Raw genomic sequence first — 11,779 nt, 5'->3', positions numbered from 1 at the left:
TTTTTAATATAATTATAATAAAAAAATGAGGTCAGCCATGAAAATACTTTTAATTTCTGCCAATCCGACTATAGAAAAACTTTTTACGCTGAGTACTGAAAAGAAAGGTGACGATGTTATTATCGGAAACAGGGAGTTTGTTCCGGAAGATAATTTTGAAGCTGTTTTTTTGGAAAAAGATTTGTATGATGAAGAATTTTTGAATTCTTTGAAAGAAAAGTTCAAAAATGCAAAATTTGTTTTGATTCTTTCTAAAAAAGATGAAAAATTACCAGGTTTTGATACATATCTTACAAAACCGTTTTTACCTACCGATTTAATGGATGTGTTGGAAAAACTGCCGAATATCCAAAATGAAACAAAAGAAAGTTTCGATATTGAAAATTTTAATGAAGATTTGGATTTGGAAGAAGAAAATTTTGATTTGGAAAATACCCAAAAAGAAGAAATAGACGATTTTGCCCTGGATGATATAGATGAATTGGTGGAAGAAGGCGATGAAAAACCGGATTTTGAAGAACTCGAAGAGTTGGAAAATTTACCTGAAGACGAAGTGTTGATTACAGAAGACGAACTGTTGGAAGAAGCACCCGATTCAGATATAGAAGATACTATTTCCATCAGTGAGGAAGAACTACAAAATCTGGAAGATGAAGATAAAGAAGGTAGAAAGTGAAAAGTTAAAAGTTAAAAGTGAAAATAGAATTGCCAAGTAGCCAAGTTCCAAGTGAGAGGAAGAATTGCCGGAAATCGAAACAGAAGAAGATATTAACACCCAAAAAGATGAAAATAATGAAGATTTGGAATTAGAAAGTATAAATGAAAAGGATTTGGCAAAAGCTTTGGGAGAAGAGATTGAAAGTAGCCAAGTTCCAAGTGGCCAAGAAAAGTGAAAAGTTAAAAATGGAAAATGAAGAGCTGCCTGAAATAGACAGATTAATAAAAAAGCTCCAAAAAATTTACAAGAAAAAACACTCGGAAGTATCTTAAATATAAATTGGGATGAACTGAAAAAAGCAAAAGCAAAAGTTACCATTACTATAGATTTTGGAGATTAAAATGGATGGAAGTATTTTAGTTGTATCGGGTCCTAGCGGAAGCGGAAAAACAAGTCTGGCGAGAAGCGCATGTGAAGAGCTTCAAAAAAAGGCGTATTTCAGTATTTCATCTACAACACGTCCTATGAGAAAAGGGGAAATTGACGGTGTTGATTATTTTTTTGTGAGTAAAGAAGAATTTTTAAAAGACATTGAAGAGGGTTATTTTCTGGAATGGGCGGAAGTTCACGGAAATTTTTACGGAACGAGCAAAAGACAGATTGACAAAGCTTTAAGTGAAGGTAAAATAGTGTTTTTGGATATTGATGTTCAGGGATATGAAAATGTAAAAAAATTGTATCCAAATATTACAACCGGCGTATTTATAACTACAAAAGATATGAATACATTGATAAAAAGACTTGAAAAAAGAGGAACTGAAACAAAAGAATCCCTTGAAATAAGACTTATTAACGCATTAAACGAAATGAAAAAAATAGATGAGTATGATTATCTTTTAATAAACAATGAATTTGATGAATCCAAAGAATTTTTAAAAGCGGTTGCAACTGCGTCTCTTATAAAAAGAAGCAAATATAATGTAGATGAATTTATAAACGAGTGGAAAGGAAATGAATGAAGAAAAGAGTTGCCGATATTTTTAAAAAACATTTAGGTGAAAATCCTCCTATTAACAAACCGAAGCAAAAAGATTTTGGTCATTTTGCCGTCCCTGTTTTTAAATATGCAAAAGAAAATAAAATAAACCCGAACGAATTTGCAAAAAGCCTCTGTGAAAAATTGAGAGGATGCGCTGAATTTGAAAAAGTTGAAGCACTTAGCGGATTTGTAAATTTAAAACTCAGCGATAAATTTTTGGATGAATTTGCAAATAAGGTTTTAGAAGAAAAAGAAAATTTTGCGAAGAGTAAAAAGCAAGAGAGGATTTTGCTTGAATATATTTCCGCAAACCCGACAGGCCCATTACACATAGGTCATGCAAGAGGCGCCATTTACGGGGATTCTATTGCCAGAATAGGAAGACATACAGGTTATAAAATAGATACCGAATATTATGTAAATGATGCCGGCCGACAGATTGCACTTCTCGGGCTTTCTGTTTATTTGACGGCAAGGGAAATTTTAGGTTTTGATGTGACCTGGCCCGAAGAGTATTATAAAGGTGATTATATAAAAGATTTGGCATCTGAGGCTATAAAAGAATTTGGCAAAGATTATTTCACAAACAAAGAAAACAGTTTTAATGATGAAAAGCTCAATATGTGGGCAAAGGATAAAATGTTGAATGAAATAAAAAAAGATATCGCTTCTTTAAATGTTACCCCTTTTGATAAGTGGGTAAGTGAAAAAGAATTATATAAATATTGGGATGAGGTAAAAGACATTCTTGACAAAAACTCCGCTTTGTATGAAAAAGAGGGTAAAGTATGGATAAAATCCTCTGAATTTAAAGATGAAAAAGACAGGGTCGTGGTAAGGGAAGATGGAAGACCTACCTATTTAGCCGGTGATATTATTTATCACTGGGATAAATTTAAAAGAAATTATGACAGATACATAAATATCTGGGGGGCGGACCATCACGGATATATTGCAAGGGTAAAAGCTGCAATTAAATTTTTGGGGTTTGACCCGGATAAACTTGAAATACTACTTTCCCAGATGGTAAAACTTTTAAAAGGCGGCAAACCTTATAAAATGAGTAAAAGGGCCGGTAATTTTATTTTGGTGAGGGATGTTGTGGAAGATGTGGGGGCGGATGCCCTGCGTTTTATCTTTCTGACTAAAAAAGCGGATACACATCTTGAGTTTGATGTTGAGGATTTAAAAAAAGAAGACAGTTCTAATCCAAATTATTATGTAAATTATGCCCATGCAAGAATCCGTTCGATTTTTAGAAATAAAAATATGGATTATGACGATGTAAAAAATATAGAACTTAAAAATTTGGAAGAAGATGAAAAAGAACTTCTGTTTTTTGCCTTGACTTTGCCTTATGTTTTAGAAGATGCATTTATCAACAGGGAGCCTCACAGACTTACAAACTATTTAATAGATTTGGCAAGTGAATTTCATAAATTTTATAATAAAAATAAGGTTATTGGAAGTGACAGGGAAGAAATCAGGCTGAAAATTTTGGCGGTTGTAGGAATTATTATAAAACTGGGACTTTCACTTCTCGGGATAAATGCAAAAGAAAAAATGTAAATAGTGAAAATGGTGAGTAGTGAGTTGTGAAAAAAAGGTAATTGAATATGAAAGCAATGATTAGCAAATGTATGTTGGGATTTCCTTGTAGATATGATGGTAAATCAAAACCTTTAAATGATGAAAAATTAAATAAATTAAATGAAAATTATGAGCTGATTCCTTTTTGTCCGGAGGCTTTTTCTCTTCCGACCCCCCGTCCCGCAGCCAGATTTATAGGGGATAAAATTATTGATATAAACGGAGTTGATAAAACTAAAGAATTTTTAAAAGGGGCAAATGAGGCTCTTAGAATTTGCAGGGAAGAAAATATTAAAATTTTTATAGGAAAAGAAAAGTCTCCAAGCTGCGGTATTAAAAAAACAAGTGCCTATATAAACGGGTGTGAATGCAAGTGCGATGCACCGGGATTAACTTCTAAAATTTTAAAAGAAAACGGAATTGAATTAATTAGCGAATGGGAAATATAGCGATTTTCGGGGGCAGCTTTGACCCTGTTCATTTGGGGCATGTTGAAGTTGCCAAAAAAGTATTAAAAGAGCTTGATATAGATAAACTTATAATAATGCCAAATTATTTAAATCCACTTAAAAAAAATTTTCATGCGCCGGCTGAGCTTAGGGTTAAATGGCTGAAAAAGCTTTTTGGAAACAATCCAAAAGTAGAGATAAGCGATTTTGAAATAAAACAAAATCGTCCTGTTTATTCAATAGAAACAATTAAAAAATTTAAGCCGAAATATTTTATTATAGGAAGCGATAATTTAAAAACACTCGGCAAATGGAAAAATATTGATGAAATTTTAAAAAAAACCCATCTGGTGGTTGCTAAAAGAGGAAAAGTTGATTTAGATTTGCTTAAGAAGTATAATATTAAAAAAGTTTTAGATGTTAACGTTCCAATCAGTTCCACGGAAATTAGAAACTGTAATTTCAAATATTTACCAAAAATAATAGAAAATGAAATAAAGGAGTTTTATGGACAGAATTGCAAAAATTAAAGATTTATTGGAAGAGAAAAAAGCACTTGATGTTATGGAATATGACTTAAGAGATAAGGATTATTTTGTGGATTATGTAATTGTGGCCACTGCTATGGCCGATAAACACGCTCAGGCACTGCTTGATTATCTTAAAAAAACTTTAAAACCGATGGGCGAAACATTTCTGGGGGTTGATGAAAGTAATGACTGGATTGCCATCGATTTAGGGGATATTTTAATTCATTTAATGAGTGAAGAATACAGGGCAAGATATCAGATGGATAAATTTCTTAAAGATTTAAAATTAAAAATGAGGCAATAAATGAAAATTGCAATTAACGGAATAGGAAGAATCGGAAGAAGTGTTTTAAGGGTTGCGTTAAATAAAAATATAGAAATAGTTGCTATTAATGATTTAATGGATATTAATCTAGCCGCATATTTAATTAAATATGATACAACAAGGGGAATGTTAGAAAGAGACGTTGAAGTTATTGATAAAAATACTTTAAAAATAGGTGAAAATATTATAAATTACTCTCAAGAAAAAAATCCTCTTAATATACCTTTTGATGAAGCGGATGTTGTTCTTGAATGCACAGGTAAATTTTTAAGTTCAAATCTTGCAAAAGGACATTTAAAAGGAAATGTAAAAAAAGTAATTATTTCAGCCCCGGCAAATGATAACACCCCGACTTATGTATTGGGGGTGAATTACAGAGAATATAAAGGTGAAAATATTATTTCAAACGCTTCCTGTACTACAAACTGTCTTGGGCCTGTTGCAAAAATTATTGATGAGAAATTTGGAATAAAAAAAGGTTTTATGAGCACCATTCATTCTTATACGATGGACCAAAAACTGCTTGATGCTCCAAATATACGTGATATAAGACGCTCACGCGCTGCGGCTGAGAATATAATTCCTACTTTCACGGGGGCGGCAAAAGCGATTTATAAAGTGTTGCCAAATTTAAAAGGAAAGCTTGACGGGGTTAGTGTAAGAGTTCCTGTAGCCAATGTTTCACTTATGGATTTAACGCTTGAATTGGATAAAGAAACTTCAAAAGAAGAGATAAATGAATTCATTAAATTTCATTCACTTACCGATTTAAAAGGTATTTTGGAAGTGGATGAAGAGTATAAAGTAAGCAGTGATATTAATTCAAACCCTGCAAGTTCTATTGTCGCCCCTGATTTGACAAAAGTAAACTCAAATTTAGTAAAAATTTTTAGCTGGTATGACAATGAATGGGGTTATTCAAACAGAATGATTGAAATGGCGGAATATATATATAAATGGTAAATGTAAAATGAAAAATGTAAAATTAAATTAAATATATGTTAAAATTTTAAAAAAAAGGAGCAATATGAAATTAAATTCACCGAAAGATTTAGAATTAAAAGAAGGAAACAGTGTATTTTTAAGATGTGATTTTAATGTTCCGTTGGATGAATTCGGCAATATAACAGATGACAGAAGAATAAGAATGGCACTTCCTACTATCAGATATTTAATAGACCACGGGTGTAAAATAGTAATAGGCTCCCATCTTGGAAGGCCAAAAGGTGAATTTAATGAAAAATATTCACTAAAACCCGTTGCAAAAAGACTTTCTCAGCTTTTGGCTAAAGAAATTATTATGGTTAAAGATGTTATTGGAGAAGATGCAAAAAGTAAAGCCGCTAATTTAAATAGCGGGGAAGTTTTGCTGCTTGAAAATTTGAGGTTTGATCCGAGAGAAACTAAAAATGATGAGGGATTTGCAAAAGAACTTTCCGAATACGGTGAATTTTATATAAATGATGCATTCGGTGTAAGCCACAGGGCACATGCAAGTGTTGAAGCAATTACAAAATTTTATGACAATTTACATAAGGCGGCCGGATTTTTACTTTTAAAAGAAATCAATTTCTTTTATAAATTACTTAAAAATCCTGTAAGGCCGTTTGTAGCGGTTGTAGGAGGAAGTAAAGTAAGCGGAAAACTTCAGGCTCTAATAAATCTGCTTGAAAAAGTGGATAAAATGATAATAGGTGGAGGTATGGCTTTTACATTTTTAAAAGCGCTCGGATATGATATAGGAAAAAGTTTAGTGGAAGAGGATTTAATAGACGAAGCATTAAAAATTATGTCTGAAGCTAAAAAACTTGGGGTTAAGTTTTATCTGCCGGTTGATATAGTTGTTGCAAATAAATTTGCTGAAGATGCAATGGTTAAATATGTCCCTTCCCAGGAAATTCCGGACGGTTGGATGGGGCTTGATATAGGACCTGCTAGCGTTAGGCTTTTTGGAGAAGTGCTTTGGGATGCCCAGACAATTTTGTGGAACGGACCTATGGGAGTATATGAGATGGATAAATTTGCAAGGGGAACTTTTAAAATTTCACATGAAATTGCAAGAAGCCACGGAATAAAGGTAGTAGGCGGAGGAGATAGCGCAGATGCGGTTGCCAGAGCCGGAGATGATGAAGAAATGACATTTATTTCTACCGGTGGAGGAGCGAGTCTGGAACTTCTTGAAGGCAAAAAACTTCCTGCAATTGCAGCATTGGAGATAAAATGATAGTAGCGGCAAATTTTAAAACAAATAAAACAAGAAAAGAAACTGTTGAATATTTAAAGGAACTTGAAAAAATTGATTTTGGAAATGTTAAAGTTGCCGTTTTTCCTCCGCAAAGTGCATTGATAGAAGATGAATTAATCGGGGCTCAAAACGCATATCCTACAATGAGCGGTGCATATACCGGGGAAATCGGTTTAGAGCAGCTTAATGAATTTAATATAAAAAGAATTTTAATAGGCCACAGCGAAAGAAGACATATTTTAGGTGAAAGCCAGGAATTTATAGCAAAAAAATTTGATTTTTTTAAAAATAATAATTTTGAAATATTCTACTGCATTGGAGAGCCGCTTGAAATTAGAAAAAAAGGAATAGAAGCAGTTGTAGAATACTTAAAAGGGCAGCTTATAGGAATAGATTTAGAATATGAAAAACTGATTGTTGCATACGAGCCGGTGTGGGCTATAGGCACAGGGGTCAGTGCAAAATTAGAACAAATCCAAGAAACTCATAAAGAAATCAGAAAATTTATCAAAAGGCCGATTCTATACGGCGGAAGTGTGAAATTAAGTAACATTGAAGATATTTTAAAAATCGAAAATGTTGATGGTGTGTTGGTCGGCAGCGCTAGTTTAGATGTAGAAGTGTTTAAGGAAATGATAAAAAAAGCAAAGGAGATTTAATGGGCGTAATGCAAGGAAAAAAAGGTTTAGTTGTAGGTGTGGCAAACAACCGTTCGATTGCATACGGAATTGCAAAAGCTTGTAAAAAAGAGGGTGCTGAAATTATACTTACTTATCAAAATGATAAATTAAAACCAAGGGTTGAAAAAGTAGCAAACGAACTTGATGTAAAAAATATATATCCTCTTGATGTAAGTAAAGAAGAAGAGTTAATTAGTTTAAAAGATAATATTGAAAAAGATTATGGAAAAATAGACTTTTTGGTCCATTCAGTTGCATTTGCTCCTAGAGAGGCGCTTGACGGTAAATTTATAGATACCAAAAAAGAGGCATTCAATATAGCAATGCAAATCAGTGTATATTCATTAATAGAGCTTGTTCAAAAAATGGAACCTGTTATGAATGACGGGGCAAGCATTTTGACATTAACCTACCTTGGAAGCACAAGATATATTCCACATTATAATGTAATGGGTGTGGCAAAAGCGGCGCTTGAAGCAAGCGTTAGGTATTTAGCGGTGGATTTAGGTGAGAGAAAAATTAGAATAAACGCTCTGAGCGCCGGCCCTATTAAAACACTTGCGGCAAGCGGTATAGGAGATTTTAGCGAAATACTTAAATATAATGAAAAAAATTCACCTTTAATGAAAAATGTTACAATTGATGAAGTCGGAAATTCAGGAATGTATCTGTTAAGTGAGCTTTCAAGCGGGGTTACCGGTGAGGTTCATTTTGTAGACAGCGGCTATAATATAATGGGTATGCCAAGATATGGTGAGTAGTGAGTTGTGAGTTGTGAAAATGTTGGAAAAAGTTATGAGTGTTAGAAAATTTGTTAACAAAAAATTAACAAATTTTGAAAATTTTTCAAAAAAATACCAAAATTATTTGATTTTTTTAAAAATTGACGATATAATTGTGAGACAAAAAAAAATTAAAGGAGAGAGAAAATGCTAAAAAAATTATCTTTAGCAGCTTTAGTAGCAATGGGTTCAATGAGTGTTGCAAGTGCAACTCCTCTAACAGATGCAATCAAAGGTGTAAGTCTTAACGGATTTATGAGAATCAGATATTATTATCATCAAGATAAAAAAAATTCAGGTACAACTGATTACAACAGATGGAGAACAAATGCTAAATTAGTATTTGGTGTGCCAGTTGCAGAAAATATGAAAATTGTTTGGAGAGTTCATGCTCAACAAAATTTCAAAGATAAAGCTTCTTCAAATGTTTCTACAGCTGGAACAACTGGATTGGGAGATAGCTTATTCTTCTTAAATTATGCAAATAACGGTCTTATTGTTAATGCAGGTGTTGTTCCTCTTGGTTCATTACCGTTTGCTTCAAGCGATCCATATACAACTGCTCACGGTGCAGGTGTAGTTGCAATGTATAATGCAGGAAATGGATTAACAGTAGCTGGTGGATGGGTTGATCATATCTTTAATGCTAATGGAACAGTTGATCAAGGTAATTTAAATCTTCCAATCAGTGCAGCAACAAATAATGGGGCAAAAGATGTTTATACAGCCGGTGCTATTTATGCAAACGATGCATTCGGAAGTGCTCAGGTTTGGGATTATCATATAACAGATGCTGTTAAAAACGCATTTATTGTGATGACAAACTTAAACTTCTTAAAAGATTATGGTGTTGGAATTAAAGCTGATTTTGCTACTTCAAAATTAGATGATAAATCATTAGGTTTAACAAATGTAAGTAATCATAATTATTTCAATATAGCATTAAATGCAAATGTTTCAGGAATTAATGGTGAGGTTGGATACGCTTCAACTAACGATAAAGCCGGAGTAATTGCTACAAGTGACTATGCTGTAATTGGACAAGTTCCAGCAGAATTAAGATATAATGTAGCAAACTTAACTGATGTAGATGTATGGTATGCAAAAGCTGGATATAATATAAATGAAAAAACAAATGTTTGGGCTTCATATGTAAGTATTAATCAAAGTAACGGTAAAAATGCCGGAACTATAAATGCAACCAAAAATGTTGACAGTAATGAATTTGATGTTGGCGGAGGATATAAATTCAATAAAAAATTCGGTGTTTCAGCATATTATGCTAATTTAAATTATAACGGTGATGGAAATAATTTAGGAAATCCTGACCAACAAGAAGTTAGAGCGCAATTTATTTACAGTTTCTAATTTCTTGCCCTTTTGGGCTTTTGTTTAATAAAAAAGTGACAGACATAATTTGTTAAAATTTAAAGGCTGATTTTGGCAAAAATTGATGAAATAAAAGAAGAAACAAAGTTTTTAAAAGTATGGCTTAGTATATTAATTGTTACTGTATTAGGAATGGTTGGATGGGGTATTTCAAATATAGGAAAGGTAAGTAATATATTATTAATTTTAGATGTTGTTGGTATAATTATTTTGTCATTTATAATTATGTTAATAAATTTTGCTATAATTAAAAAAATTAAGAGTTTAAAGGATTTATAATATGGAATTGCTTTTTATTTTAGCATTGATAGTTTTTATAATTTCAATAGCATTTAGTGCTTTTAAAGCCACTAAAATATAATGAAATAATCAGCTAGATTTAAAATCTGTATAATTTCATAATATTTAGAAATAGTGACAGACACAAAAATAAATTGAAAATATCTTTCATTTATGATAAAATTCATTAAAAAAGAAGGTTAATGAGATTAAAAAAAGAAGAAATTAAAATTATTAAAAATATTATTAGATTATATGATAAAAAAGCTAAAATTTATATTTTTGGAAGCAGAATTGATGATAGAAAAAAAGGAGGAGATATTGATATTTTTGTACTTTCCGATAAAATAAATTTTAAAATAAAACAAAAAATAAAAATAAAATTTTTTTTATTATTTGGAGATAGAAAAATTGATTTAATTATAACTAACAATATAAATAAAAGTGCTTTTTACAGATTTATAACAAATAATGGAGTTGAAATTTGAAAGATGTTTTATGTGAAAATGTAAAAATGCTTTTAAAGTCAAAATATTGGCTTGAAAAGTCATTTGAAAAAGTTTCTAAAATTGATTTAAACGAAGAAGAATATGAACTTTTTGAAGCATTGGCAAACAGATTTGGAAGATGTGTTGATATTTTAATAAATAGAGTTTTAAGAAGTTTGGATTTATTTGAATTGGAAGATATTAATAAAAAACTTGATATTGTAATTAGAGCGGAAAAAAGGGGTTTTGTTGATAATTATGAATTATTAATAGAGATGAAAAATTTAAGAAATGAACTTGTACATGAGTATATTGAAGAAGAATTAGAAGAAATTTTTATTGAAATTTTAGAATATACTCCAAAATTATTTGATATTATTAATAAAACTTTAGACTATATAAAAAAAGAAGGTTATTGTGATAGTATATGGTAAAAGGGTGGTAGAATATATAATAAAAAAACATCCCGGAATTGTAAAAGAAATTTTAATAAGTAAAAAAATATCAAAAACCGAATTAAAAAAATTTAAAAATTTTAGAATTAAATTTATAGATAATAAATTAGCACAAAAACTCTCCCATAATCAAAATCATCAGGGATACTTTGCAAAAATAGATTTTATTCCACAAGAATATGAAATAACAGGTGAAAAAATAGTTGTTTTGGATAACATTACTGATATGGGAAATATTGGAAATATAATAAGAACTTCTTATGCTTTAGGAATTGATTTAGTTATAATAACCGGAATTAAAGAGCTTAAATGGCCTCAATTAATTCGCTCAAGCGCAGGGGCAGCAATTGATATGAGGATAATTTCTTTTTTTAATATACTTGAGCTAATTAATATTTTAAAAACAAAAGGTTATAAAATTATCGGTGCCGATATGAACGGAAAATGCAGGGTTGATGTTTCTTCAAAAACTGCATTAATTTTAGGAAGTGAAGGAGAAGGGCTTAGTAAAAGGGTAAAAGAAAAATTAGATGATATAATTACAATTGAAATGAAAAGGGATTTTGATTCACTAAATGTTGCAAGCGCCGCTGCAATATTAATAGATAGGATTAGCAATGAATGCAGATGAGTTTTTTGAAAATCATTCAATAGAAGAGATAAAACAAAAATTTCACCTATTTCACTTAGATTTATAAAAAATAAAGAATTTGAAAAACTGCCAAGGGTTAAGTTTATAGGTTTTATCAGGCTTATCGAGATTGAGGAGTATGAAAATTATTATAATGAAAATAAAATAGATGATGTTGATACCAAAAAAGTTATTTATGGATTTTAATAATAATTTTATTTGTATTAAGTGCTTTTTTG

General features: G+C 31.0%; 16 protein-coding genes. All 16 read left to right on the top strand.

Annotated features, from left to right (window positions below; genetic code table 11):
* The first annotated feature begins 37 nt into the window (after positions 1-37).
* Positions 38-676 carry a response regulator transcription factor gene (locus tag DZ64_RS0102955; protein ID WP_024789374.1) on the top strand — a complete coding sequence of 213 codons (639 nt, stop codon included), beginning with the start codon at positions 38-40 and terminating at the stop codon, positions 674-676.
* 64 nt (positions 677-740) lie between these two features.
* Entirely contained in the window at positions 741-893 is a 153-nt protein-coding gene (locus DZ64_RS12230; protein WP_156922602.1) for a hypothetical protein, read from the top strand.
* A 166-nt stretch (positions 894-1,059) separates the two neighbouring features.
* Entirely contained in the window at positions 1,060-1,677 is a 618-nt protein-coding gene (gene gmk, locus DZ64_RS0102945) for a guanylate kinase (RefSeq protein ID WP_024789373.1), read from the top strand.
* Positions 1,674-3,266: an arginine--tRNA ligase gene (gene argS / locus DZ64_RS0102940; protein WP_024789372.1), complete on the top strand. Its 1,593-nt coding sequence runs from the start codon at positions 1,674-1,676 to the stop codon at positions 3,264-3,266. The genes gmk and argS overlap by 4 nt, the downstream gene beginning before the upstream one ends.
* Before the next feature lie 47 nt (positions 3,267-3,313).
* A complete protein-coding gene (locus tag DZ64_RS0102935; RefSeq protein ID WP_024789371.1) occupies positions 3,314-3,736 on the top strand; it encodes a DUF523 domain-containing protein in 423 nt (140 codons plus the stop codon).
* Positions 3,724-4,266: a nicotinate (nicotinamide) nucleotide adenylyltransferase gene (gene nadD, locus DZ64_RS0102930; protein WP_024789370.1), complete on the top strand. Its 543-nt coding sequence runs from the start codon at positions 3,724-3,726 to the stop codon at positions 4,264-4,266. The genes DZ64_RS0102935 and nadD overlap by 13 nt, the downstream gene beginning before the upstream one ends.
* Positions 4,244-4,570, top strand: a complete 327-nt coding sequence (gene rsfS, locus DZ64_RS0102925) for a ribosome silencing factor (RefSeq protein WP_024789369.1) — start codon at positions 4,244-4,246, stop codon at positions 4,568-4,570. The genes nadD and rsfS overlap by 23 nt, the downstream gene beginning before the upstream one ends.
* The gene (gene gap, locus DZ64_RS0102920; protein WP_024789368.1) at positions 4,571-5,554 is read left to right on the top strand and encodes a type I glyceraldehyde-3-phosphate dehydrogenase; all 984 of its coding nucleotides are present in this window, start codon (positions 4,571-4,573) and stop codon (positions 5,552-5,554) included. It begins immediately after the preceding gene.
* Positions 5,555-5,618: 64 nt separating this feature from the next.
* Positions 5,619-6,815: a phosphoglycerate kinase gene (pgk, locus tag DZ64_RS0102915; protein ID WP_024789367.1), complete on the top strand. Its 1,197-nt coding sequence runs from the start codon at positions 5,619-5,621 to the stop codon at positions 6,813-6,815.
* Entirely contained in the window at positions 6,812-7,495 is a 684-nt protein-coding gene (locus DZ64_RS0102910; RefSeq protein WP_024789366.1) for a triose-phosphate isomerase, read from the top strand. Before pgk ends, DZ64_RS0102910 begins: the two co-directional genes overlap by 4 nt.
* Positions 7,495-8,277, top strand: coding sequence for an enoyl-ACP reductase FabI (gene fabI, locus DZ64_RS0102905; RefSeq protein ID WP_024789365.1), 783 nt, complete (start codon positions 7,495-7,497; stop codon positions 8,275-8,277). The genes DZ64_RS0102910 and fabI overlap by 1 nt, the downstream gene beginning before the upstream one ends.
* Positions 8,278-8,445: 168 nt before the next feature.
* On the top strand, positions 8,446-9,666 hold the full coding sequence (locus DZ64_RS0102895) for a major outer membrane protein (RefSeq protein WP_024789364.1): 1,221 nt from the start codon (positions 8,446-8,448) through the stop codon (positions 9,664-9,666).
* 72 nt (positions 9,667-9,738) lie between these two features.
* Positions 9,739-9,966: a hypothetical protein gene (locus DZ64_RS0102890; protein ID WP_024789363.1), complete on the top strand. Its 228-nt coding sequence runs from the start codon at positions 9,739-9,741 to the stop codon at positions 9,964-9,966.
* A 203-nt stretch (positions 9,967-10,169) separates the two neighbouring features.
* Entirely contained in the window at positions 10,170-10,454 is a 285-nt protein-coding gene (locus tag DZ64_RS0102880) for a nucleotidyltransferase domain-containing protein (protein ID WP_024789362.1), read from the top strand.
* Complete coding sequence (locus DZ64_RS0102875) at positions 10,451-10,888, top strand: hypothetical protein (RefSeq protein ID WP_024789361.1); 438 nt, start codon at positions 10,451-10,453, stop codon at positions 10,886-10,888. The genes DZ64_RS0102880 and DZ64_RS0102875 overlap by 4 nt, the downstream gene beginning before the upstream one ends.
* A complete protein-coding gene (locus tag DZ64_RS0102870) occupies positions 10,872-11,540 on the top strand; it encodes an RNA methyltransferase (protein WP_024789360.1) in 669 nt (222 codons plus the stop codon). Before DZ64_RS0102875 ends, DZ64_RS0102870 begins: the two co-directional genes overlap by 17 nt.
* Positions 11,541-11,779: the final 239 nt, after the last annotated feature.

The organism is Lebetimonas sp. JH292 (genome assembly GCF_000523275.1).
GTDB lineage: Bacteria > Campylobacterota > Campylobacteria > Campylobacterales > Nautiliaceae > Lebetimonas.
The sequence above is the reverse complement of the archived record's forward strand: the minus strand, read 5'-3'. Positions and strand labels throughout refer to the sequence as shown.

Excerpts from the sequence above, each read along its gene's own strand:
- pgk (WP_024789367.1), top strand. The coding sequence starts at position 5,619 with ATGAAATTAAATTCACCGAAAGATTTAGAATTAAAAGAAGGAAACAGT.
- rsfS (WP_024789369.1), top strand. The coding sequence starts at position 4,244 with ATGGACAGAATTGCAAAAATTAAAGATTTATTGGAAGAGAAAAAAGCA.
- DZ64_RS0102880 (WP_024789362.1), top strand. The coding sequence starts at position 10,170 with ATGAGATTAAAAAAAGAAGAAATTAAAATTATTAAAAATATTATTAGA.
- gmk (WP_024789373.1), top strand. The coding sequence starts at position 1,060 with ATGGATGGAAGTATTTTAGTTGTATCGGGTCCTAGCGGAAGCGGAAAA.
- DZ64_RS0102910 (WP_024789366.1), top strand. The coding sequence starts at position 6,812 with ATGATAGTAGCGGCAAATTTTAAAACAAATAAAACAAGAAAAGAAACT.
- gap (WP_024789368.1), top strand. The coding sequence starts at position 4,571 with ATGAAAATTGCAATTAACGGAATAGGAAGAATCGGAAGAAGTGTTTTA.
- fabI (WP_024789365.1), top strand. The coding sequence starts at position 7,495 with ATGGGCGTAATGCAAGGAAAAAAAGGTTTAGTTGTAGGTGTGGCAAAC.
- argS (WP_024789372.1), top strand. The coding sequence starts at position 1,674 with ATGAAGAAAAGAGTTGCCGATATTTTTAAAAAACATTTAGGTGAAAAT.
- nadD (WP_024789370.1), top strand. The coding sequence starts at position 3,724 with ATGGGAAATATAGCGATTTTCGGGGGCAGCTTTGACCCTGTTCATTTG.
- DZ64_RS0102935 (WP_024789371.1), top strand. The coding sequence starts at position 3,314 with ATGAAAGCAATGATTAGCAAATGTATGTTGGGATTTCCTTGTAGATAT.
- DZ64_RS0102955 (WP_024789374.1), top strand. The coding sequence starts at position 38 with ATGAAAATACTTTTAATTTCTGCCAATCCGACTATAGAAAAACTTTTT.
- DZ64_RS0102895 (WP_024789364.1), top strand. The coding sequence starts at position 8,446 with ATGCTAAAAAAATTATCTTTAGCAGCTTTAGTAGCAATGGGTTCAATG.